Origin of the sequence: Ensifer sp. 22460 (assembly GCF_052044935.1) — a bacterium.
Taxonomy (GTDB): Bacteria; Pseudomonadota; Alphaproteobacteria; order Rhizobiales; family Rhizobiaceae; genus Ensifer.
On record NZ_JBQENZ010000003.1, the window covers coordinates 251,998 to 275,864 of the forward strand.

Below are 23,867 nucleotides of genomic sequence, written 5' to 3' on the forward strand. Positions count from 1 at the left end.
ATGCTGACGTAGCATCCTCCCGATGTCGCGAGGTGCGGCAATCGCGCGTTCCCCTCATGCAGTTGGGCTTGGAGCGCCTCCTCCCCTCCCTCATTTCTGTGCCTGTCACAGAAATCCAGCCACGGCGCGTCCGCGCCGTGAATGACTCTTGAGAACGCCTGATCGAAAGTGCCTTTCGCGCCACCGACGCGGCACCGCTGGATCTCTGTGACAAGCACAGAGATGAGGGAGGCGACCTTATCAAGCCTCCGGAACCGTCCCGCGCCACGCCTTGCACCAAGGCGTAGATAGTACGTGCCCGTCCGGTTGCGGGGCTCAACGCGTCTCGCCATAAATCCGTCAGCCAGACCATTGACGGAACTAATTTTGAAGTGCTCATTAGGAACATCAAGAAAAGGGGAAATAAGCGCCTCTTAACGTCCTTTCTGATAATTGGAGCCGTCTCCATTCTCGCGATAATCATTTAAGTCGGACACGACTGTACTTCTGCAGATGGTGACTGGCGAATGGCAGGCGGTATTTCTGAGGCTCGGGCACCCCTGAAATAAAGTGAAAAAACTCGCATTATGAGCGTAGTTTCCACCTGGATGGAATATGCAGCGCACCTCAACTATCTTATTCATCAGATTTCTATGCATAATATTTGTACTATTTATGGCATTTATCATTGACGCTGGTATTGTTTATTTTTCTCAACACATGGCAATGCCAATTATATTTGGAATATTCTTGAGGTCTGCACTTCTCACCGCTTGGCTAGCGATAATATTTGCCATAGTTGAACTTATTAACAACATCTCTGGTTCAATATCTAATTATACTATTTTTAGATCATTGATGATCTCAGACATGATATTCGTAAATTCTATTATAGCATTTGTTTTCTATATATATTATTTTGGATCCGGATCGCCGGCGGTATCTATTACAGACTCTGACGGAATTCTTGTTGACAAAGGCCAGTTTACTATGCTCGGCCTTCACAAGACAGTTTCAAATATCGCTACATCTACTTTTTCCGCACTATTTCTACATTTCATGTTTTTGCTTCATGCACTCGCAATCACCAGGCGCACAGATTAAAACGGCTCGAATCAAGGATTTATTGAGGCTCCACTCGGGAAACCTCTCACGCCTCGTCTCACACCTTCACATGCCCGATGCCCTTGGCAGCAATCTCCTCGAAACTCTCGTCGTAGCCGGCATCGGCATAGCGGATGACACCGAGAGCGGTATCATTGGTGAGCGCATGGTCGAGCCGCTCGTCGGCCTCAGCCGTGCCGTCGGCAACGACGGTCACGCCGCAGCTGGTCATATAGCCGGCATAGCCGCCGCCGCCGGAATGCACGACGACGAGATCGGCCATCGACGAGCAGAGCAGCATGGCGTCGAGCAAGGGCCAGTCGGCGATCGCGTCCGATCCGTCCTTCATCCGCTCGGTCATGATGTTCGGGTGCGCCATGGCGCCGGCATCGAGATGGTCGCGCGAGAACGCGATCGGTCCCTTGAGTTCGCCGAATGCGACCAGCTCGTTGACGCGCCGCGCCAGTGCCGTGCGCTCGCCATGGCCGAGCCAGGCGATGCGGGCCGGCAGGCCCTCGAAGGGGATATGCTGACGTGCGAGCTTGATCCAGTTGGTGATGATCTTGTTGTCCGGGAACATCTCCAGCAAAAGGTCGTCGATGCGGGCGATGTCGCTCTCCTCGCCTGACAGCGCCATCCAGCGGAACGGCCCGATGGCGCGGGCAAAAAGCGGCCTGAGATAGGCTTCGGTGAAGATCGGAATGTCGAAGGCATTGGCAACGCCGCCCTCGCGGGCCTGGGTGCGGATCAGGTTGCCGTTGTCGAAGACTTCCGAGCCCTTTTTCTGGAAGTCGAGCATCGCCTTGACGTGTTCGACGATCGAGGCACGGCTTGCCGCCATCAATTGCCCCTGGCCGTCATCGCGCAGCGACTTCACCTGGTCGAGGCTCATGCCCTTCGGCACGTAGCCGTAGACGAGATCATGCGCCGAGGTCTGGTCGGTCACCACGTCGGGCACGATGCCGCGCCGTGCGATTTCCGGGTAGATTTCCGCCGCATTGCCGACGAGGCCGACGGAAAGCGCGCGCTTCTCCTTCACGGCCGCGTCGATCATCGCCAGCGCCGCATCGAGATCCGGCGCGATCTCCTGGAGATAGCCGATCTCCCGGCGCTTCTTCGCCCGCTCCGCATCAATGTCAACGCAGAGGATCGCAGCCCCCGCCATGCGGCCGGCTAGCGGCTGCGCCCCGCCCATGCCGCCGAGACCCGCCGTCAGCACGAAACGACCGAAGAGATCGCCGCCGAATCGGCGCTCGGCGATGCGCATGAAAATCTCGTAGGTGCCTTGGATCACCCCCTGGCTGCCGATATATTGCCAGGCGCCGGCCGTCAGCCCGCCCCAGCAGATCAGCCCCTTGCGCTGCAATTCGTAGAACACCTCGGCCTTCGCCCATTGGCCGACGATGTTGCAGTTGGCCATGATGACGAGCGGCGCCTTGGCATGGGTCTTCAACAGCCCCACCGGCTTGCCCGACTGGATGATGAGCGTCTGGTCTTCGTCCATCTCGGTGAGCGCCTTGACGATGGCGCGATGCGCCGGCCAGTTGCGCGCCGCCTTGCCGAGGGCGGCATAGACGACGAGATTGTCCGGATCCTCGCCGACGGAGAGCACATTTTCGAGCAGCCGCAGCAGCGCCTCCTGCCGCCAGCCCTTGGCGCGCAGCTCCGGCCCGCCGGGGATCGGGAAACCAGGGTGACGGGGGTTGGCCTTGGGCATTGTCCTGTTCCTCATTGTTGTCTCGGCGGGGTGATTGCCCCTCTCATTCATGTCGGCAGAAGGTCGCTGCCCCCATTTACGTCGGCGGGAGTCGCTGCCCCTCACCCTAGCCCTCTCCCCGCTTGCGGGGAGAGGGGATGGCGTTGCGTTTGCCTCGGTTGCCGAATGCGAACCGCGGCCGTTTCCCCTTCCACGATCGGCCGGTGAATGGCGCACCGCGTGCCACACGCACTGCGGAGAATGGCGGCCACGTCCCCTCTCCCCGCCTGCGGGGAGAGGGTTAGGGTGAGGGGCAACCCCGCCAACACTTATTGGCGGGCAGACCACCAACCTTCACTTCGGCGGCAGCGTCTCGACGAAGGCAATCGCCCCATCGAGCAGCCGCCGGCGCAAGGCATCGTCGCCATAGGCATCCGCACCCGCGCGCACCCAGCCATGCATCGCGCGTCCGTTCATCACCATCAGCTCGATATCGGGCAGCGCAAGCGCCCAGCCGTCATTGCCCTTGCCGAGCCGCACCAGCAGCGAACCCTCGCGTGCGCCAAGGAGCAGGTTGCCATGCAGCAAATAGGCCCAGCCGCCGAACATCGCCTTTTCCGAAAGGCCGGCTCGCTCGCCGAGTTCCTCCCGTATCAGTTCCTCAAGCCCGGCATCACGCGCCATGGCATCGCTCCCATCAGCTTTCGGAAAGCGCGTAGCGGGCAAGCTCGATGCCCATCGCCTTTTCGACAGACGGATAAACCGTCGGGTCGAGCACGCTGGACGAAAGCGGGACCACCGTCTTCGGCACATGCAGAACAAAGATCCTCATGCCCACCTGAAGCTGGCCGACGCTCAAAGGCTCGCCCTCCGGCGACAGCGTGGTGATGACGTCGGGGAAGGTCGCAAGCCGCCGGCCTTCCGCAGAGTCAACCGCCATGTATTCGTTCATCACGTGCAATACCGTCGAGTCAGCGCCCGTCCCCAGCGTAACGGTGCCGATGTCGAAGGCTTCCTTGGTATAGACGACCGATTTGTCGGTGATCGTACCTTCGGCTAGGATCGCGCCATTGGTCGTCTTGACGATCGCGTCGATGATGGCGCTGCCGCCTTTGGCCTCCGCCGCGATGATCGCCTCACCCAGAGCCAGCGCCAGCGAAATGCCGCCGAGCGCCGCATTGGCTTTCACGTAGGACGCGCGCACCGGATTGCGGCACGACGCGATGAAGCCGCCCGACATGTCCGACGCGGTGCGCAGGACCGGCGAGACCTTGGCGGTGGCGCCGCGCACCACCAGCTCGATATAGCGGTTCTCTTCGCGATTTCCCCCGACCGCCGTCTGGATCATCGGTTCGGGTGAACCGGCAAGGCCGATCGAGCCCATGTCGCCGGTCGGATGCGCGCGGATATCGCCGACCGCGTCGACCACCTTGGTGCCGAGGATCGCCGAAGGCAGCCAGCCGTTCAGCGTCGAGGACTTGCCGTTCTGGCCGATGATCAGGCCAGAAAGCTTCTCACCGAGCGCCTCCTGCAACAGTTGCACCGCCTTGACGTAATCGACGCCGCGCATTTCCCAGGGCGTGGTCGAGGCGGGTGCGCCGATGGCCGCTGCCGTCGCCACCCAGTCGTTGGCGTCGAGCTCGTCGATCGACACCAGCTCCGGCTTGCCGATCGAGACCGCCGCATAGCCAAGCATGCGCCCATGGTCGGCCCAGCCGCCACCGCCCGCCGCATAGACGGACCCACCTTTGACCGCCGCCTCGACGTCCTTTTCCTTCAGTATCCGGCCCATCTCACACCTTCTCCTGCAATCGTCTGTCGAGCCTCTTCACCGCATCGAAGAGAACCGCGGCGCCAAGCGCGATGTCGTCGTTTTCCGCCCATTCCTCCGGCGCATGCGAGCGCCCACCGAGGCAGGGAATGAAGATCATCGCCGAGCGGGTGATGCGGCCCATCCAGGCTGTGTCGTGCCCGGCCCCGGACGCCATGCGCCGATGCTTCGCGCCGATCGCGTCGCAGCTTTCTTCGAGCGTCGAAAGCAGCAGCGCGTCACCCGGCGTCGGATGATTGTCGGAAATCACGTTGGCAGGCGCGATCGTCACGCCCGATGCCTCGGCGAGAGCCTGGCAAAGGGGCCCAAGCGTCGCGAGAAACCGCTCCATCTGCGGGCGCAGCTCGGCGCGGGCGTCGATCAACAACCGCACGCGCGAAGGCACCACATTCGCCGCATTCGGCTCGATCGCAAATTCGCCGACCGTTGCGGTAAAGTGTCCGTCACCCCGCGAAAACTCCATCGCCAGCCGCTCGATCTCCAGCACGAGCCGGGAGGCTGCGATCAACGCGTCGCGCCGATGCCCCATCGGCGTCGTGCCGGCGTGATCGGCCTGCCCCTCGACGATGATCTCGATGCGAGTGATGCCCGAGATGGCGGTAACGACCCCAACATCGAGCCGCCCGGTTTCGAGCACCGGCCCCTGCTCGATGTGCAGTTCCAGAAAGGCCCTGATGTCGGAGCGCTTCGAACCCGAAAGCCGCGACGGGTCGCCGCCGACCTCGACGATACCCTGCCGCAAACTCAACTCGCCCTGCGCGCGGCTCAGCCAGCCATCCGGCAGCACGCCCGCCATGCCGCGGCTGCCGACGCAGGAGACGCCGAAGATCGACACTTCCTCGGCGAGGAAATCGACGATCTCCAGGTCATGGTCGAGCTCGATTCCATTGTCGGTCAGCGCCCGCGCCACTTCGAGCGCGGCCGCGACGCCGGCAATGCCGTCGAAACGACCACCCTCCGGCACCGTGTCGGAATGGGAGCCGAGCATGATGGTGCCGAGCGCCGACTTGCGCCCCTTGCGCCGGCCGATCAGATTTCCGGCGGCGTCGATCCGGGTTTCAAGCCCGGCCGCCCGAAAACGCCGGTCGAGAAATGCGCGGCCTTCGAGGAACAGCGGCGTAAAGGCGCGCCGCGTATAGGGCCGATCCGGCTCGGTTATGCCGGCGAGACCGTTGATGATCCCGGCGATCCGGCCGGCATTGACCGGCAGGTTGGCTGGGACTTTGTTATGGGCCGTCTTGATCATTACGCCTCCTGCAGCGCAAGCGTCGGCAACGGGCGCACGAATTGCCCAACACCGGGCTCGGCAAGCACCTCGCGACCATCGAAGGCGAGCCTGCCGCGCAGATACGTGGCAGATACCCGCCAGGGCAGCCTGATACCGTTATAGGGCGACCAGCCGACAACGTTGTGACCGCTTGCCGCCGCGTCATAGACATAGGGCTCGGGCGTCATGACGATGATATCGGCATCCTTGCCGGCTTCGAGTGCGCCCTTCTGATGGTCGAGGCGGAAATGCCGCGCCGGGTTCAGCGTCATCAGTTCGGCTGCCCGAGTCAGCGGAATTCCGCGCTCCAGCGCGCCCTTGACGAAGAGCGGCACCATGGCTTCGAGCCCCGGCACGCCGGAGGCATTGGCCAGCATGTCCGGATTGGTCTTGCGATCCTCCGACCAGCTCACATGATCGGTCGAGACCATCGTCACCGTACCGTCGGCCACATGCCGCCAGAGCTTTTCCACCTCGGCGCGCGGGCGGATCGGCGGATTGATCTTGGCCTTGCCGCCGAGCCGGCGAACGTCGTTTTCCTCGTCGAGCGTCAGATAGTGGATGCAGCACTCGATCGTCGCGGCGTGCCCTTGCGCGCGGTAGGCGGCGGCGATCTCGTAGCCGCGGCCGAGCGAGCAATGCACCACATGCGCGGGGCAGCCCGTGGCAGCGCCGGTCTCATAAATCTGGTTGGTGGCAAGCAGTTCCGTCAGCGGCGGGCGCGACAGCCCGTGGGCGCGGTAGTCGGTGATGCCCGCCGCCTTGACCTTATCGATCGCCGCCCGCACCGCCTCGTCGTCCTCGTTGTGCACGCCGGCTGAAAGCCCTGACGGCGCGATCGCGCGGAAGCAGTCTTCAAGGAGCGCTGCCGGAATGCGCGGAAAGCGCTTGGGATCGGTGCCGAAGGTCGAGAACTTGAAGGCGGCGACACCCGCCTCCACCATTTCGCCGATGCGCGCCGGCCCCTCCTCTGGGTCAACGGTGCCATAAAGCGCGAAGTCGATGCGCGCCTGCGGACCGGCATGGTCGATCTTGCGGCGTAGCGCTTCAGCCGAGCAGACGAGATTGCCCTCGTCATAGGGCATGTCGACGATGGTGGTGACGCCGCCGGCCGCAGCCGATCGCGTCGACCAGATGAAATCCTCCTGGTTCTTCTGCGACAGCGAATGCACCTGCGCATCGACGGCGCCGGGCAGGATCAGCGCATTCCCGAGATCATGCCGTTCACGCGCGGCCGGTGCCGCCCCCTGGCCGACATGCACCACCTTGCCATCGCGCACCGCCACGTGCCCGCCCTCGACGATCCGGTGCGGGAGAACAACGGTGCCTTTCAGAACGAGATCGAAATCGGACATGCTGTTCTCCTCGTTGTGTCACTTGCCGAGCGCGAAGAAGTCGTCGAACTCGGGCATCGGCGCGGTGGCGACAAAGGAGCGCAGCAGGTCGTGGCAGGTGAAGGCATCCTGCAGCGCCTCGATCTCCTTCGAGAGCGGCCGGTCCTTGAGATACATAGGGCTGACGGAACGGGTCTGGTCGTAGGCGCGCTTGACGACGCCCTGCGGCTGGTCACCGACGAGATCGATCGCCTGCGACGACAGCATCGCCTCGATGGCGGCAAGCTGGCGCAGGTCCCGCACCTGGGTCTCCATGCGCTCGACGATCAGCGGCAGGAAGGTCGCTTCTTCCTCGAGACCGCCGGCAACCACGATCGATTGCGCCGAGAGCGGCACGGCCAGCGACTGCACGCGCATGTAGAGCTCGACGGCGAGCTTCATCAGCGGGCCGAGCCCGGTCGCCACCTCTCCCGGCGCGACAAGATTGACCGAGAGATTGCGACGTCCGCCGTTCGACAGAAGGATGCAGCGGTTCAGCACGTTGCGCGCCGCATGCGAAAAGGCGATCTGTGCCGCTTCGATATAGAGCGTTGTGGTCAACGGCAGCGACGCACCGGAGGAATGCACCTGGCCGCCGAGCACCACCGGGTTGTCGTCGGAGAGATAGGTCGCCTCCACCAGCCGCCCGGCGGCAACCATCAGTGTATCGACGACGGCGCCGAACACCTGGGCGGTCATGCGCAGGCTGAGCGGATCGTGGATGGCCGTCGGCACCGGCCAGTCTGCAACACCGGATTGACCGTAGAGCCAGGAGCCGACCAGCGCCTCGCCGCGGGTCGAGAGCGTTGCCGCCACCCGCCACGGATCGGCCGACGCGCCAAGCGCTAAGGATGACATAACGCCAGTGACGAGCAGCACGCGGATCGCGGCCGCCGCCTCGCGCAGCACGTTGGCCGCCGCGGCGAAGGAGATGGCATTGACGCTGAGCGCCGCCAGCGCGTCGCGCGGCTGCATGACGAATGGCTTCAGGCCCGCTTCGGCAAGCGCCGTCTCGGCCGAAACGAGGCGCCCTTGATAGTAGGCCTCGCCGACGCCTGTCAGCACCGAGGCGATCTGCCCCATCAGGCCGATATCGGCGCAGCCCATCGAGCCGTGCCGGCGCACGGCCGGAATGATGTCGGACGCAAGAAGGGACAGAAACGCCCGGATCAGATCCGGGCTGCAGCCGGTGTGGCCGCGCATGGCGGTGTTGACGCGGATGGCGATCGCCATGCGCACGATCGCCGGCGCGAAGAACTCGCCGGTGCCGAAGTGATGGGCTCTGACCAGCGAATTGTTGAATTCAGCCAGATCGTCGGCCGTCCAGAGACGGTCCTTCATCGAGCCGACGCCGGTGTTGGAACCATAGACGGGAAGCCCCATCGCGACACGCTCGGCAACCACCTTGTGGGCGGCGGCCACCCGTTCCATGCCGCCGTCATCGGCCACCGGCCGAACCCTTCCCGTCCCGATGTCCTCGAGCGTCGCGAAGTCCAGCGGTTTCCCGCAGAGAACGATGGTTTTGACCTGGTGCAGCATGCCGATGGATACCTTTCCGCGCCGGACTCGCTTCGGTTTCGAAACGGTGCGCGGATGCTCTGATGTCTCGCAACCGCCGCTCGCAAGGCCTTGGTTGCTTTATGCATGCTATGCGCTTATCGCCCGCTCGTGCTATATCCCAAATCTGGAACGGGCAATGCGTAATCATGGACATGCCATCGGCGCATGGTACCGCTCGTCTGGCAGAAGGATCGCCGAATGGACTTGGCAACGATCGTGATCGTCGATGCGGTGCTCCGCGAAGGCGGCATCCGCCGCGCCGCCAAGCTCAGCGGACGCGCGCCTTCAAGCGTCAGCGCCGCCATCAAGCGCTTTGAACAGGCGATCTCCATGTCGCTGTTCCGGCGAGAAGAAACCGCACTCGTCCTGACGCTCGAAGCGCGTGCCCGCGCGACTGAAATCAGGGAGGCAACGACCAAGATTGCTGCCATCATGGAGGCGGCAGGTAAGGAGGCGATCGATCCCACGCCGCCGATCGGCCTCGTCGCGCTCGATCGCTTCGTCCGGATCGCCCGCTCCGGCAGCATCCGCGCCACCGCCAAGGCGCTCGGCCTCGGTCAGCCGCAGCTGACACGGCAGATGGCCGACCTTGAACGCCATCTCGGCAGCCGCCTGTTCGAGCGCTCTCATGGCGGTGTCCTCGGCACGGCAACCGCTGAGCGGATCATTCCCTTGGTCGAGGCCCTGCTAGACATCTGGGCGCGGTTGACACACGCATCGGCCGATCGCTTCCGCCGCGACGCCGCGACCTGGCGCCTAGGCGCCGTCATGCCGCTCGGTCCCGAAAGCGAGATCGCCCGCATGCTGGCGGCGCTGACGGCGAACTGGCAACGCACCCGCCCGCGCCAGCCGCTATACATATCCAGCACCACGGCGGATGAACTTTTGGCTGGCCTTAGAAGCAGGCGGTTCGACGCCGCCCTTCTCGATGTCGCCGAGATCCCCTTGGATTGCGACGGCCGGCTGGTGTCGCAGATGCCGCTGGCGCTGGCAGGCCCCGCCTCCGTCCTTTCCGCATTCGCAGGCGACCTGCCAAGGTTGCTCGCCGCCTGCCCGATCGCAGTGCCAAGCGTCAGGAGCGGATTGCGCCGCGAGACCGCACGCTTCCTCGACGACACGCTTGATGAGACCGAGCGTCGCCGCATCGCCCTCGTCGAAGTCGATTCCATTCCTGTTATCATCAACCTCGTCGCTCAACACGGCTACCTCTCGGTGCTGCCGGAATCCTCGCTCGCAAGGATGCATCGGCCTCCGGCGATGATCCAGCTTGGCCCTGCTTACCGGCAATCCCTCACACTTGTCTGGCCGCGTGGCGCTTTCGCCGGCGAGATCGGCGAACTGATGATTTCGATGATGAAGGCGAGCGCGCCGACCTGACACTGTGCGGGTGTCACGAAGTACACAGCACAAAGATCTCGTATGCCGATGCATCTCCCTTGCCGTCATTCCTGTGCTCGTCACAGGAATCTAGTCGACGCGCGTCGGCGCATCGAAAAGACTCTTTTCAGCCCAAGGACTTGGGCTGGTCCCGCAGTTCCTGCGGAACTGCTAGAGATTCCTGTGACAAGCACAGGAATGACGGAGGAGAGAGACTGTCGTGGACCAAAGCAAGCAGGCTCCGCATCTGACGCTCCGGCTTCGGAATCAGTTCCTGATCATCCGCCACCAAGCGCCTGAAACGACTCCGAAAAACTCTTCCTTGAATCAACACTTGAAGTACGACTTCAAGTCTTCAGCTTCAGCCGCCGCCGAGTTTCGCTCGGGCTTTCGCGGTAATGCGCCCGGTAGCTGCGCGAGAAGGAGGAGGATGAGTTGAAGCCGGAGATCGCCGCGATGTCGGCGAATTCCAGGCGCGTCTCGATCACCTTGCGCCGCGCGGCGTTGAGACGCAGCGCCAGATAGTGTTCATGTGGGGCGACACCCATCGTGTCGCGGAAAAGGTCCTGCAGATGGCGGGTGCTGACGCCGATACGCCGGGCAAGCCGCGCCAGCGTCAAGGGCGCCTCCACGGTCTCCTCCATCAGCTTGACGGCGGCGCCGACGCGCGGATCGAGGATGCGCATGTTGCCGATCGCCGGCATCTGCAAGAGGTCGCCGCGGGTACGCTCCTGCTCGTAGATGAACAGGCGGGACACTTCGAGCGCCAGCGAATAGCCGTGCGCGCGGCGGATCAGTTCTAGCATCAAGTCGAGTGTCGGCAGCGAACCGCCGGTCGTAATGCGCTTGCCGTCGATGACGAAGCGTTCGCGCACCATGGTCACCTGCGGATAGGTGGTGGTGAAATCCTCGAAATCCTCCCAATGGGTCGTGGCGCTGAAGTTGTCGAGCAGGCTGGTTTCGGCGAGCAGCCATGAGCCGGACTCAATGCCGGCCATCAGCTCGCGATGCCGGGCAGTCTGCGAAAGCAGCATCTTCAGTTGCGAGGTGGCGCTACGCTGCCAGTTGTAGCTCGAGAGGATGAAGAGCGGCGACGTTTCGCGCTGCGGCCGGAAGATGCCCGAGACGGGGATGGGTATGCCGCTCTTTGTCTCGATCGGCGCGCCGTCCGGGCTGTAGATCGTCCAGTCGTAGAGCGGCCGCCCGGCGATGCGGTTGGCCGCGCGCATCGGCTCGATGACGGAGGCAACGAGGATCAAATTGGTCTCCGGCAGCACCAGGATATCGACCTGCTGCACCTGCGAAACGTTCTGATCCATGCCCAAACTTCTCCGCTCTGTCGCCGATAATGTATAGGATGCAGCCGATAATGAAAAGCAGCGGCGCCCTTCTTGGCTCGTAATGGTCTCAATAAAAGGGAGACAGCAATGCCGCTCAGCATGAACCGCGAGGTATTCATCACCTGTGCCGTCACCGGCTCGGGAGACACCGTTTCGAAGTCCAGCCATGTTCCGATCACGCCGAAACAGATCGCCGAAGCGGCGGTCGAGGCAGCCAAGGCCGGGGCCGCCGTGATCCACTGCCACGTTCGCGATCCGGAAACCGGCGCGCCCTCCCGCAGGCTCGATCTCTACCGGGAAGTGACCGACCGCATCCGCTCCGCCGATATCGATATCGTGTTGAACCTGACGGCCGGCATGGGCGGCGACCTGGTGTTCGGCAATGTCGAAAGCCCCTTGCCCGTCAACGAGAAGGGCACCGACATGGCCGGCGCCACCGAGCGTGTCGCCCATGTGGCCGAGTGCCTGCCGGAAATCTGCACGCTCGACTGCGGCACCATGAACTTCTCGCTCGGCGATTATGTCATGACCAACACGCCATCGATGCTGCGGGAAATGGCGCGCCAGATGACGGCACTTGGCGTCCGCCCCGAGATCGAGGCCTTCGACACCGGCCATCTCTGGTTCGCCAAGCAACTCGCCGAGGAAGGCCTGATCGAGGATCCGGTGCTGATCCAGCTCTGCATGGGCATTCCGTGGGGTGCGCCTGACGACCTCAACACCTTCATGGCGATGGTCAACAACGTGCCTGATAACTGGACCTTCTCGGCTTTCTCCATCGGCCGCAACGCGCTTGCCTACCCGGCAGCGGCGGTCCTTGCCGGCGGCAACGTCCGCGTCGGCCTCGAAGACAACCTTTATATCGGCAAGGGCCAGCTCGCCACCAACGGCCAGCTCGTCGAAAAGGCGGTCGGCGTCATCGAAGGCATGGGCGCCAAGATCATCGGGCCGAAGGAAGTCCGCGAGAAACTGAAGCTGACGAAGCGCTGAGCAAGGGCAGAACACCATGAGCTTTATCACCAAAGCAGCCTGTGTCGGCGGCGGCGTTATCGGCGGCGCCTGGGTTGCGCGTTTCGCGCTTGCCGGCATCGACGTGAAGATCTTCGACCCGCATCCGGAAGCCGAGCGCATCATTGGCGAAGTCATGGCCAATGCTGAGCGCGCCTACGCCATGCTGACCATGGCGCCACTGCCGCCGAAGGGGAAACTCACCTTCTGCAAGAGCATCGAGGAAGCGGTCGAAGGTGCTGACTGGATTCAGGAAAGCGTGCCGGAACGGCTGGAACTGAAGCGCGGCGTTATCACCAAGATCGATGCGGCCGCAAAGGCCGATGCGCTGATCGGCTCGTCCACCTCGGGTCTTTTGCCCTCCGATCTACAAGCCGAGATGCACCATCCCGAGCGCATGTTCGTGGCGCACCCCTATAACCCGGTCTACCTGCTGCCGCTCGTCGAACTAGTCGGCGGCAAGAAGACGTCGAAGGCGACGATCGAGCGCGCCATGCAGGGCGTCGAGCAGATCGGCATGAAGGGCGTCGTCATCGCCAAGGAGATCGAGGCTTTCGTCGGCGACCGCCTGCTCGAGGCGCTCTGGCGCGAGGCGCTCTGGCTGATCCAGGACGACATCTGCGATACCGAAACGCTCGACAACGTCATGCGCTATTCCTTCGGCATGCGCTGGGCGCAGATGGGCCTGTTCGAGACCTATCGCATCGCCGGCGGCGAAGCCGGCATGCGCCACTTCCTCGCCCAGTTCGGTCCCTGCCTGAAATGGGCCTGGACGAAGTTCACCGATGTCGTCGATCTCGACGATGCGCTCGTCGAAAAGATCGGCGCCCAGTCGGACGCACAGGCCGCCGGCCGCTCGATCCGCGAACTCGAGCGCATCCGCGACGAAAACCTCGTCGGCATCATGCATGCGCTGAAATCGGGCAATGGTGGCGAAGGCTGGGGTGCCGGCAAGCTGCTCGCCGATTTCGAGGCCAAGCTCTGGGCCAAGGCCAAGAAGCCGGAAGCAAACCTCGGCGACGTCAAGCCGCTGCGCATCGTCGACACCAAGGTCAGTGCTGCCTGGGTCGACTACAACGGCCACATGACCGAGCATCGCTATCTCCAGGTCTTCGGCGATACGACCGATGGCCTGCTGCGTCTGATCGGCGTCGATCTCGACTATGTGCGCGACGGCCACAGCTACTACACCGTCGAGACCCACATCCGGAACCTCGGCGAAGCCAGGCTCGGCGACGCGCTCTATTCGACCTGCCAGGTGCTGTCCTCCGACGAGAAGCGCCTGCACATCTTCTCGACGATCTACAACGCCGAGACCAACGAAGCGGTCGCGACCGCCGAGCAGATGGCACTCCATGTCGACAGCAAGGCCGGTAAGTCCGTGCCGGCACCGGAACACGTATTGAGCAAGCTTGCCGCCATTTCCGAAGCACATGCGCAGCTGCCGGCACCGGAAGGTGTGGGCCGCTTCGTCGGCCAGAAGCGCGCCTGACCGCAACAGCGGCAGGTCACGACAAGGCAGCTTCGCCGCACCGGCGGCGAGGCTGCAAACTGCAAAAGAGGGAGGCTTGAGGAGGCATCTCTCGTTTGCGGAATGGACGTCAGCGGCGCGAAAACGAGGGGTAGAGAACAATGAATTTCGCACTGACCGAAGAACAGCAGATGATCGTCGATACGGTCAGGAGCTTCGTCGAAACGGAAATCTATCCGCATGAGGACGAGGTCGAGCGCACGGGGGTGGTGCCGCGCGAGCTTGGCCAGGAGATCGCCCGCAAGTGCAAGGAGATCGGTTTCTTCGGCTGCAATTTTCCGGAAGAAGTCGGCGGCGCCGGCCTCGACCACACCTCCTTCACGCTGGTCGAGCGCGAGCTTGGCCGCGGCTCCATGGGCCTGACCGTCTTCTTCGGCCGCCCCTCGGGCATCCTGATGGCGTGCAATGCCGAGCAGCGCGAGAAATACCTGCTTCCGGCGGTCAAGGGCGACAAGTTCGACGCGCTCGCCATGACCGAACCGGACGCCGGCTCCGACGTGCGCGGCATGAAGTGTTTTGCCCGTAAGGACGGTGACGACTGGATCGTCAACGGCACCAAGCATTTCATCAGCCATGCCGACATCGCCGATTTCGTCATCGTCTTCATCGCCACCGGCGAGGAAGAGACGCCGCGCGGCCCCAAGAAGAAGATCACCTGTTTCCTCGTCGACCGCGGCACACCGGGCTTCGAGATCCGCAAGGGCTACAATTCGGTCTCGCATCGCGGCTACAACAACTGCATCCTCACCTTCGACGATTGCCGCCTGCCCTCGTCCCAGATCCTTGGCGAAGTGCACAAGGGCTTCGACGTCGCCAATGACTGGCTGTTCGCCACCCGCCTGACGGTGGCGGCGACCTCGGTCGGCCGCGCCCGCCGTGCCTTCGACTATGCGCTCAACTACGCCGCCGAGCGCAAGCAATTCGGCAAGCCGATCGGCGCCAACCAGGGCGTCTCCTTCAAGCTCGCCGACATGATCACCGAGATCGACGCCGCCGACCTCCTGACGCTGTCTGCCGCCTGGCGGCTCGATAATGGCCTGCCGTCGAACCGCGAGATCGCGTCGGCCAAGGTGTTCGCCACCGAGATGCTCGCCCGCGTCACCGATGAGGCGATCCAGATCTTCGGCGGCATGGGCCTGATGGACGATCTGCCGCTCGCCCGCTTCTGGCGCGACGCCCGCGTCGAGCGCATCTGGGACGGCACGTCCGAAATCCAGCGCCACATCATCAGCCGCGACCTGCTCCGGCCGCTGGGAGCGTGACGGGATGACGGCCACCCTCTCTCCCTCCCTCATCCCTGTGCTTGTCACAGGAATCCAGCAGCGGCACGTCCGTGCCGCCCATGACCAAAGCAACAAGCGCATGCGCTTCGAGATGGAAAGAGTTCCTATCGGCTTGCCGACGCAAGCCGGCTGGATTCCTGTGACAAGCACAGGAATGAGGGAGAGCAAGACGGCATGACCGACGCCCCCCGCTCCCTCGACCGCCTGATCCGTCCGCGCACCATCGCCGTCTTCGGCGGCAAGGAAGCCCGGCGTGTCATCGAACAATGCGACAAGATGGGGTTTTCCGGCGAGATCTGGCCGGTGCATCCGCGCGAGGACCAGATCCTCGGCCGCAAGTGCTACCGCTCGGTGGCGGAACTGCCTGGCGCCCCGGATGCTTCCTTCGTCGGCGTCAACCGGCAGCTGACGATCGACATCATCCGCGATCTCTCTGCGCGCGGCGCCGGTGGTGCCGTCTGCTACGCCTCGGGCTTTCGCGAGGCGGCAAGCGAGCTTGACGACGGCAACGACATGCAGGAGGCGCTGGTGGCGGCTGCCGGCGACATGCCGATCGTCGGGCCGAATTGCTACGGCTTCATCAACATGCTCGACGGCGCCCTGCTCTGGCCGGACCAGCATGGAATGCAGCGCGTCGAAAAGGGCGTCGCCATCCTGACGCAATCCTCCAACATCGCCTGCAACATCTCGATGCAGACGCGCGGCCTGCCGCTCGCCTATGTCATGACCGCCGGCAACCAGGCGCAGACGGGCTTGTCCGACATCGCCTGCGCCGTGCTCGAAGACCCGCGCGTCACCGCCGTCGGCCTGCATATCGAAGGCTTCGACAGCGTGGCAGCCCTCGAACGGCTGGCGACGCGGGCGCGCGAACTCGGCAAGCCGGTCGTGACGCTGAAGGTCGGCAAATCGGAGGCGGCGCAGCTTGCGACCGTCTCACACACCGCTTCACTTGCCGGCAACGACCGCGTCTCCTCGGCTCTGCTTGCCCGCCTCGGCATCGGCCGCGTCGATACGCTGCCAGCGCTTCTCGAAACGCTGAAGCTCCTGCATGTGGCCGGCCCGCTCGACAGCAACGACATCTCCTCGATGAGCTGTTCCGGCGGCGAGGCCTCGCTGATGGCGGACGCCGGCGAGCGCTACCGGGTGAACTACCGGGCACTGCGTGAAGAGCAGAAGAAGCCGCTCAAGGATGCGCTCGGCGAGATGGTGACGATCGCCAACCCGCTCGACTACCACACCTTCGTCTGGGGCAACCGCGAGAAGCAGACCACCGCGTTTACCGCCATGATGAAGGGCGGCTATGCGATCAATCTCCTCGTGCTCGATTTCCCGCGGCTTGACCGCTGCGACGCGACCGACTGGGAGACGACCTGCCACGCGGTGATCGACGCGGCACGGGCGACCGGCGCCCGCGCCGGCATCGTCGCGAGCCTTGGCGAGAACATGCCGGAGGCGACGGCGCTCTTCCTGATGAAGGCGGGTGTCGTCCCCTTCTTCGGCATCGAGGAGGCGCTGGCCGCGATCGAGACGGCCGCCGACATCGGCGCCGCCTGGATGAAACCGGTCCCGCCCCGCCTGCTCGACGGCAGCGGCAGCGCCGCTGGCGAGGCGATCACGCTCAGCGAACATGAGGCGAAGGTGGAGCTTGCCGCTTCGGGCCTCAAGGTGCCTGAAGGCAGAACGGCGGCGACCGCCGAAGAGGCCGCAAACGCTGCCGAGGCCCTCGGTTTCCCCGTCGTGCTCAAGGGTCTGGGCGTCGCCCACAAGACCGAAGCGGGCGCCGTGAAGCTCAACCTTGCAAACCGCGATGACGTTTATGCGGCAGCAAAGGCAATGGCCGCCGTCGCCTCGGGTTACCTGGTCGAGAAGATGGTGGCAAAACCCGTCGCCGAACTGATCATCGGCGCCATGCGCGATCCCGTGGCAGGTCCGGTACTGACGATCGGCGCCGGCGGCATCCTGGTGGAATTGCTCGACGATTCCGCCATCCTGACGCTGCCGACGACGCCGGAAGCGATCAAGGAGGCGATCGCCGGGCTGAAAATCCGCAAGCTCATCGACGGCTATCGCGGCAGCCCGCCCGGCGATTTCGGCGCATTGACCGACGCTGTCGCGGCAGCGGCATCCTATGTCGTTTCAAACGCCTCGAAGCTCGAAGAACTCGATATCAATCCTTTGATGGTGTTGCCCAATGGCCAGGGAGCCGTTGCCGCCGACGCCCTCATCCGCCGGAGGAACTGACCCATGACCGGACCGATCCTCACGCGCCGCGAAGGCGGCATTCTCGAAGTCACGATCGACCGGCCGAAGGCCAATGCCATCGACTTGAAAACCAGCCGGGTGATGGGCGAGATCTTCCGTGATTTCCGCGACGACGACAGCTTACGCGTCGCGATCATCACCGGCGCCGGTGAAAAATTCTTCTGTCCGGGATGGGACCTCAAGGCGGCCGCCGATGGCGACGCAGTCGACGGCGACTACGGCGTCGGCGGTTTCGGCGGCATGCAGGAGCTGCGCGACCTCAACAAGCCGATCATTGCGGCGATCAACGGCATCTGCTGCGGTGGCGGTCTCGAAATCGCGCTGTCGACCGATCTGATCCTTGCCGCCGAACACGCGACCTTCGCGCTACCTGAAATCCGCTCCGGCACAGTTGCGGACGCCGCCTCGATCAAGCTTCCGAAGCGCATCCCCTATCACATCGCCATGGACATGCTCCTGACCGGTCGCTGGCTCGACGTGGCGGAAGCCCACCGCTGGGGCTTCGTCAACGAGATCCTGCCGGCAAACAAGCTGATGGAGCGCGCCTGGGAACTCGCCCGCCTGCTCGAAAGCGGACCGCCGCTCGTCTATGCCGCGATCAAGGAAGTGGTGCGCGCCGCCGAAGGCGAGGCCTTCCAGACGACCATGAACAAGATCACCCAACGGCAGTTCAAGACGGTCGACATTCTCTATTCTAGCGAAGACCAGCTGGAGGGCGCACGCGCCTTCGCCGAGAAGCGCGACCCCGTCTGGAAGGGCCGCTGACAGACCCCGCCATCCTTGGTGGCGCAGGGAACCGAGCCGGGCGACCGGCATTGAGACGTGACGAGACGCGCGGGCAAAGCCGCGCGCCATAAACCACGCGTCCATAAGCCAAGCTTATGGAAATAAATTGTAATTTAGGGCGTTACAAGATCGGTTCCAGCGACTACGCTTATCGATCTGAAGCTAATGCGCCCGGTCGACGAAAGGAGAACGAAACCCGACGAAACAAGAAGCGGCCGCCCGGGCCGATCCGAAATGCCATCGATACAATGGCTGTACGCAGCAATCTCTAACAACCACAACGAACGGCGAATGCCGACAAAGAAGGGAACAGGGGAATGAGCGATTACAAGGATTACCTCACACAACAGGTCATGCTCGGCAAGATGAACCGGCGCGAGTTTCTCGGCCGCGCAGCCGCTGCCGGCATTCTCGCCTCGACGGCCGGCACGCTGTTTGCGACCAGCGCGGCGGCGCAGGAGCCGAAGCGCGGCGGCCATCTGAAGCTCGGCCTCGAAGGTGCCGCCGCCACCGACTCGAAGGACCCGGCCAAGGCGCTTTCGCAATTCATGTTCGTCGTCGGACGCAACTGGGGCGACATGCTGGTCGAAAGCCATCCGACGACAGGCGCACCGGTGCCGGCACTTGCCGAATCCTGGGAGCCCTCGGCCGACGCATCGACCTGGACCTTCAACATCCGCAAGGGCGTGAAGTTCCACGACGGCAAGGAGTTGACGCTCGACGACGTCATCAAGACGTTGCAGCGCCACACCGATGACAAGTCGGAATCGGGCGCACTCGGCGTGATGAAGTCGATCAAGGAAATCAAGGCCGACGGCGGCAAGCTCGTGCTGACACTCACGGAAGGCAATGCCGACCTGCCGCTGCTGCTGTCCGACTACCACCTTATCATCCAGCCGAACGGCGGTCTCGACAGTCCCGACGCGATGATCGGCACCGGCCCCTACAAGGTGACGAGCTTCGAACCCGGCGTTCGCGCCACCTTCGAAAAGAATGCCGACGACTGGCGCACGGATCGTGGCTATGTCGATTCCGTCGAACTGATCGCCATGAACGATGCGACGGCCCGCATCGCCGCCCTCTCCTCCGGCCAGGTGCACTTCATCAACCGAGTCGATCCGAAGACGGTCAACCTGTTGAAGAGGGCGCCCACTGTCGAGATCCTGAACACGTCGGGCCGCGGCCACTACGTGTTCATCATGCATTGCAACACGGCGCCGTTCGACAACAACGACCTGCGGCTGGCGCTGAAATACGCGATGGATCGCGAAACCATGGTCGAGCGCATCCTCGGCGGCTATGGCAAGGTCGGCAACGACTTCCCGATCAACGACACCTATGCCCTCTTCCCTGAGGGCATCGAGCAGCGCGCCTATGACCCGGACAAGGCGGCCTTCCACTACAAGAAGTCCGGCCATAGCGGCTCGGTGCTGCTGCGCACCTCCGACGTCGCCTTCCCAGGCGCGGTCGACGCGGCGGTGCTCTACCAGGAAAGCGCCAAGAAGGCCGGCATCGAAATCGAGGTCAAGCGCGAACCGGGCGACGGCTACTGGACAAACGTCTGGAACGTCCAGCCCTTCTCGACGTCCTACTGGGGCGGCCGCCCGACCCAGGACCAGATGTATTCCACCGCCTATCTCTCGAACGCCGACTGGAACGATACCCGCTTCCAGCGCGCCGATTTCGACAAGATCCTGCTCGAGGCCCGCTCCGAGCTGGACGAAGCGAAGCGTAAGGAGATGTACCGGACCATGGCGATGATGGTGCGTGACGAAGGCGGCCTGATCCTGCCGATGTTCAACGACTTCGTGAATGCCGCCGGCAAGCAGGTGAAGGGCTACGTGCATGACATCGGCAACGACATGTCGAACGGCTATGTCGCAACCCGGGTGTGGCTGGACGCATGATGATGGAAAGCGGACCGCTCACTGGTCCGGTTCCGACGGACGGGAGCGCGGATGGAACCCATCCGCGCCCTGCCGAACTTTCCGGAGTACCAGCAAAACCCAACCCTGCGGATGGTGAAATCGGCGGCACCTTCTGGCGCCGCTTCACCTTCCGCCGCCCGCTCGCGGCGCTGATCCTGCAGCGCCTGGGCCTGAGTGTCGGCCTGCTCTTTGCCGTGTCGCTGATGATATCAGGCGGCATCGAGGCGCTTCCCGGCGACTTCGCCACCACCTATCTCGGCCAGTCCGCAACGCCGCAGGCGGTTGAAAACATCCGCAAGGATCTCGGCCTCGACAAGCCCTGGACCGAACGCTACCTGTCCTGGCTCGGCGGTGCCGTCAAAGGCGATTTCGGCACCTCCTGGGCCAGCAAGAATTCGGTCGGCGAGCAGATCGGCAAGCGCCTCGGCAATTCGCTGTTTCTCGCCTTCTTCGCAGCGCTCGTTTCCGTGCCGCTCGCCGTCGGCCTCGGCATGCTGGCGGTTCAGTTCCGCAACAGGCTGCCGGACAAGATCATCAACGTCGTGTCGCTCGCAGCCATCTCGCTGCCCGAGTTCTTCGTCGGCTATCTCCTGATCATGTTCTTCGCCGTCAAATATGGCATCGCGACCTTCCCCGCGACCGTCTATGACAGCATGAGCTTCACTGAACGTCTCTCGGCGATAGCACTTCCGGTCGCGACGCTGGTTCTCGTCGTGCTCGCCCATATGATGCGCATGACCCGTGCGGCCATCCTCAACGTGATGTCTTCGGCCTATGTCGAGACAGCGGAGCTGAAGGGCCTCAGCATGTTCCGCATCATCGCGCGCCATGCGGCTCCCAATGCGGTGGCACCCGTCATCAACGTCATCGCCCTCAACCTCGCCTATCTCGTCGTCGGCGTCGTCGTGGTCGAGGTGGTCTTCGTCTATCCCGGCATGGGGCAATACATGGTGGATGCGGTGACCGTGCGCGACATGCCGGTCGTCCAGGCCTGTGGCCTGATCTTTGCCGCCTTCTACATCTTCCTCAACATGGCGGCCGACATTCTCGCAATCATCGCCAACCCGAGACTGAGGCATCCGCGATGAACCTGAGATCCATTCCCTTCAGCGCCTGGGTCGGCATCGCCGGCATCACCCTTGCGATCTTCTGTGCCGTCTTCGCGCCCGTCATCGCCCCCTTCGGCGAACGCGACGTCGTCGGCGACATCTGGCTTCCGGCCGGCGGCGACTTCCTGCTCGGCACCGACAATCTCGGCCGCGATCTGCTGTCGCGTCTGGTCTATGGCGCCCGCACCACCATCTTCGTGGCGCTGGCGGCAACCGTGCTCTCCTTCTCGCTGGGCATGTTCTTAAGCTTCACGGCGGCCGTCGTCGGCGGCTTCACCGACCAGTTCTTCTCCCGCTTCAACGACCTGATGATGGCGATCCCGACGCTGATCTTCGCCCTCGTCGTTCTCGCCGTCTTGCCGCAGCATCTGTGGATCCTGATCCTGGTCATGGCAGTGCTCGACAGCACCCGCGTCTTCCGCATCGGCCGCGCCGTGGCACTCGATGTCGCGGTCATGGAATTCGTCGAAGCCGCAAGGCTGCGCGGCGAAGGCTCGCTCTGGATCATCTTCCGCGAAATCCTGCCGAACACGCTGTCGCCGCTGCTCGCCGAATTCGGCCTGCGCTTCGCCTTCTCGATCCTGTTCCTCTCCACCCTCTCCTTCCTCGGCCTCGGCATCCAGCCGCCGTCCGCCGACTGGGGCGGCATGGTCAAGGACAACAAGGATGGCATCATCTTCGGCATTTCGGCGGCCCTGATCCCGGGCGCGGCAATCGCCACGCTGGCGATCTGCGTCAACCTCGTGGTCGACTGGCTGATGAAAAGAACCTCGAGCCTCAAGGGAGGACGCGGCGATGCCTGAGATGCTTTCCGTCAAGAACCTCAAGATCGAAGCGACCAGCTATCCGCCGGGCGAACCGCCCAAGGTCGTGACCCTCGTCGAGGGCGTCTCCTTCGACGTTGAGAAGGGCAAGGTGCTCGGCCTCATCGGCGAATCTGGCGCCGGCAAGTCGACCATCGGGCTTTCGGCGCTCGCCTATGGCCGCGGCGGCGTGCGCATCACCGGCGGCCAGGTCCTGCTCGATGGCAAGGACATCCTGACGCTCGACAAGAACGGTATCCGCTCGATCCGCGGCGCCCGGGTCTGCTACGTCGCGCAATCCGCGGCCGCCGCTTTCAACCCGGCCCACCGGCTTGGTGACCAGGTAATCGAGGCGTCGCTCCGCCACGGCATCATGAACCGTGAGGAGGCGAAGAAGCGGGCGCTCTATCTGTTCCGGGTGCTGGGCCTCCCCAATCCGGAAACCTTTGGCGACCGCTATCCGCACCAGGTCTCCGGCGGCCAGCTCCAGCGCGCCATGACCGCCATGGCGCTTTGCCCCAATCCGGAGTTGATCGTCTTCGACGAGCCGACCACTGCGCTCGACGTGACGACCCAGATCGACGTGCTTGCCGCGATCAAGCACGCGATCGAGGAGACGCATACGGCAGCGCTCTACATCACTCACGACCTCGCGGTGGTCGCCCAGATCTCCGACGACATCATGGTGTTGCGCCACGGCAAGACGGTGGAATACGGCACCACCAAGCAGGTGATCGAGGCACCGCGGGAGGATTACACCCGCGCACTCGTCAGCGTCCGCCAGACCAAGCGCGACGAGGCGGCCGACCAGGCCGGGGCGCAGTTGAAGATCGAGCACGTCAGCGCCGGCTACGCCAACGGCTTCAAGGTGCTGCACGACGTCTCGATGCATCTGCCGAAGGGCCAGACGCTGGCGATCGTCGGCGAAAGCGGCTCGGGCAAATCGACACTCGCCCGCGTCATCACCGGCCTCCTGCCGCCGACCGAGGGCCGCATCAGCTTCGAGGGCAAGGAACTGCCGCGGGCCTTGAAGGGCCGCAGCAATGACGAGCTTCGCCGCATCCAGATGATCTACCAGATGGCCGACACGGCGATGAACCCGCGCCAGACGGTGCGCGACATCGTCGGCCGGCCGCTCTCCTTCTATTTCGGCATGCACGGCCAGAAGAAGTCGGAGCGGGTCAAGGAACTGTTGGACCAGATCGAGATGGGCAGCCGCTTCCTCGATCGGTATCCGGCCGAGCTGTCCGGCGGGCAGAAACAGCGCGTGGCGATCGCCCGGGCGCTGGCCGCCAAGCCGGAACTGATCCTCTGCGACGAGCCGACCTCGGCGCTCGACCCGCTGGTGGCCGAAGGCATCCTGAATCTGCTTTTGAAGCTTCAGGAAGAAACCGCTGTTTCCTATGTCTTTATCACCCACGACATCGCCATCGTCCGGGCGATCGCCGACAGCGTCGCGGTCATGCATCGCGGCCGCCTCGTGCGCTTCGGGCCGAAATCGAAGGTGCTGTCGCCACCCTTCGACGACTATACCGACCTGCTTTTGAAATCGGTTCCGGAAATGGAGATCGGCTGGCTGGAGCGCGTGCTGAAGACGCGAAGGATGGAAAGCGCCGGAAACTAAGGCAAT

17 protein-coding genes are annotated in these 23,867 nt (G+C 63.6%); 10 read left to right on the forward strand and 7 right to left on the reverse strand.

What is annotated here, in order from left to right; translation table 11 throughout:
* Positions 1 to 1,141: 1,141 nt before the first annotated feature.
* From ACTJKM_RS05465 to ACTJKM_RS05490, 6 genes are all read right to left on the reverse strand, one after another.
* Positions 1,142 to 2,800 carry a urocanate hydratase gene (locus ACTJKM_RS05465; RefSeq protein WP_058326783.1) on the reverse strand — a complete coding sequence of 553 codons (1,659 nt, stop codon included), beginning with the start codon at positions 2,798 to 2,800 and terminating at the stop codon, positions 1,142 to 1,144.
* Between the two features lie 333 nt (positions 2,801 to 3,133).
* Complete coding sequence (locus tag ACTJKM_RS05470; RefSeq protein ID WP_058326784.1) at positions 3,134 to 3,463, reverse strand: TfoX/Sxy family protein; 330 nt, start codon at positions 3,461 to 3,463, stop codon at positions 3,134 to 3,136.
* A 13-nt stretch (positions 3,464 to 3,476) separates the two neighbouring features.
* Positions 3,477 to 4,571, reverse strand: a complete 1,095-nt coding sequence (locus ACTJKM_RS05475) for a DUF917 domain-containing protein (RefSeq protein ID WP_058326785.1) — start codon at positions 4,569 to 4,571, stop codon at positions 3,477 to 3,479.
* Between the two features lies 1 nt (position 4,572).
* Positions 4,573 to 5,856, reverse strand: coding sequence for a Zn-dependent hydrolase (locus tag ACTJKM_RS05480; protein ID WP_058326786.1), 1,284 nt, complete (start codon positions 5,854 to 5,856; stop codon positions 4,573 to 4,575).
* Entirely contained in the window at positions 5,856 to 7,232 is a 1,377-nt protein-coding gene (locus ACTJKM_RS05485) for a dihydroorotase (RefSeq protein ID WP_058326787.1), read from the reverse strand. Before ACTJKM_RS05485 ends, ACTJKM_RS05480 begins: the two co-directional genes overlap by 1 nt.
* A gap of 18 nt (positions 7,233 to 7,250) precedes the next feature.
* Positions 7,251 to 8,789: an aromatic amino acid lyase gene (locus tag ACTJKM_RS05490; protein WP_058321826.1), complete on the reverse strand. Its 1,539-nt coding sequence runs from the start codon at positions 8,787 to 8,789 to the stop codon at positions 7,251 to 7,253.
* A 219-nt stretch (positions 8,790 to 9,008) separates the two neighbouring features.
* Here ACTJKM_RS05490 and ACTJKM_RS05495 point away from each other — a divergent pair, with 219 nt between their 5' ends.
* On the forward strand, positions 9,009 to 10,187 hold the full coding sequence (locus ACTJKM_RS05495; protein WP_058321825.1) for a LysR family transcriptional regulator: 1,179 nt from the start codon (positions 9,009 to 9,011) through the stop codon (positions 10,185 to 10,187).
* A gap of 347 nt (positions 10,188 to 10,534) precedes the next feature.
* Here the strand turns inward: ACTJKM_RS05495 and ACTJKM_RS05500 are convergent, their stop codons facing one another.
* Complete coding sequence (locus ACTJKM_RS05500; protein ID WP_440660005.1) at positions 10,535 to 11,506, reverse strand: GlxA family transcriptional regulator; 972 nt, start codon at positions 11,504 to 11,506, stop codon at positions 10,535 to 10,537.
* A gap of 108 nt (positions 11,507 to 11,614) precedes the next feature.
* On the opposite strand from ACTJKM_RS05500, the gene ACTJKM_RS05505 reads away from it, so the two are divergent.
* From ACTJKM_RS05505 to ACTJKM_RS05545, 9 genes are all read left to right on the forward strand, one after another.
* Positions 11,615 to 12,517 (forward strand): 3-keto-5-aminohexanoate cleavage protein, encoded by a 903-nt coding sequence (locus tag ACTJKM_RS05505; protein ID WP_058321823.1) that lies wholly within the window; start codon positions 11,615 to 11,617, stop codon positions 12,515 to 12,517.
* A gap of 16 nt (positions 12,518 to 12,533) precedes the next feature.
* Complete coding sequence (locus tag ACTJKM_RS05510; RefSeq protein WP_440660007.1) at positions 12,534 to 14,027, forward strand: carnitine 3-dehydrogenase; 1,494 nt, start codon at positions 12,534 to 12,536, stop codon at positions 14,025 to 14,027.
* 140 nt (positions 14,028 to 14,167) lie between these two features.
* On the forward strand, positions 14,168 to 15,328 hold the full coding sequence (locus tag ACTJKM_RS05515) for an acyl-CoA dehydrogenase family protein (RefSeq protein WP_058321821.1): 1,161 nt from the start codon (positions 14,168 to 14,170) through the stop codon (positions 15,326 to 15,328).
* 195 nt (positions 15,329 to 15,523) lie between these two features.
* A complete protein-coding gene (locus ACTJKM_RS05520) occupies positions 15,524 to 17,590 on the forward strand; it encodes an acetate--CoA ligase family protein (protein WP_058326792.1) in 2,067 nt (688 codons plus the stop codon).
* Between the two features lie 3 nt (positions 17,591 to 17,593).
* On the forward strand, positions 17,594 to 18,376 hold the full coding sequence (locus ACTJKM_RS05525) for a carnitinyl-CoA dehydratase (RefSeq protein WP_058321818.1): 783 nt from the start codon (positions 17,594 to 17,596) through the stop codon (positions 18,374 to 18,376).
* A 338-nt stretch (positions 18,377 to 18,714) separates the two neighbouring features.
* On the forward strand, positions 18,715 to 20,304 hold the full coding sequence (locus ACTJKM_RS05530) for an ABC transporter substrate-binding protein (RefSeq protein WP_058326793.1): 1,590 nt from the start codon (positions 18,715 to 18,717) through the stop codon (positions 20,302 to 20,304).
* Positions 20,304 to 21,413, forward strand: a complete 1,110-nt coding sequence (locus tag ACTJKM_RS05535; protein ID WP_058321866.1) for an ABC transporter permease — start codon at positions 20,304 to 20,306, stop codon at positions 21,411 to 21,413. The genes ACTJKM_RS05530 and ACTJKM_RS05535 overlap by 1 nt, the downstream gene beginning before the upstream one ends.
* Positions 21,410 to 22,237, forward strand: coding sequence for an ABC transporter permease (locus ACTJKM_RS05540; protein WP_058326794.1), 828 nt, complete (start codon positions 21,410 to 21,412; stop codon positions 22,235 to 22,237). The genes ACTJKM_RS05535 and ACTJKM_RS05540 overlap by 4 nt, the downstream gene beginning before the upstream one ends.
* A complete protein-coding gene (locus ACTJKM_RS05545; protein ID WP_058326795.1) occupies positions 22,230 to 23,861 on the forward strand; it encodes an ABC transporter ATP-binding protein in 1,632 nt (543 codons plus the stop codon). The genes ACTJKM_RS05540 and ACTJKM_RS05545 overlap by 8 nt, the downstream gene beginning before the upstream one ends.
* The last annotated feature ends 6 nt before the right edge of the window (positions 23,862 to 23,867 follow it).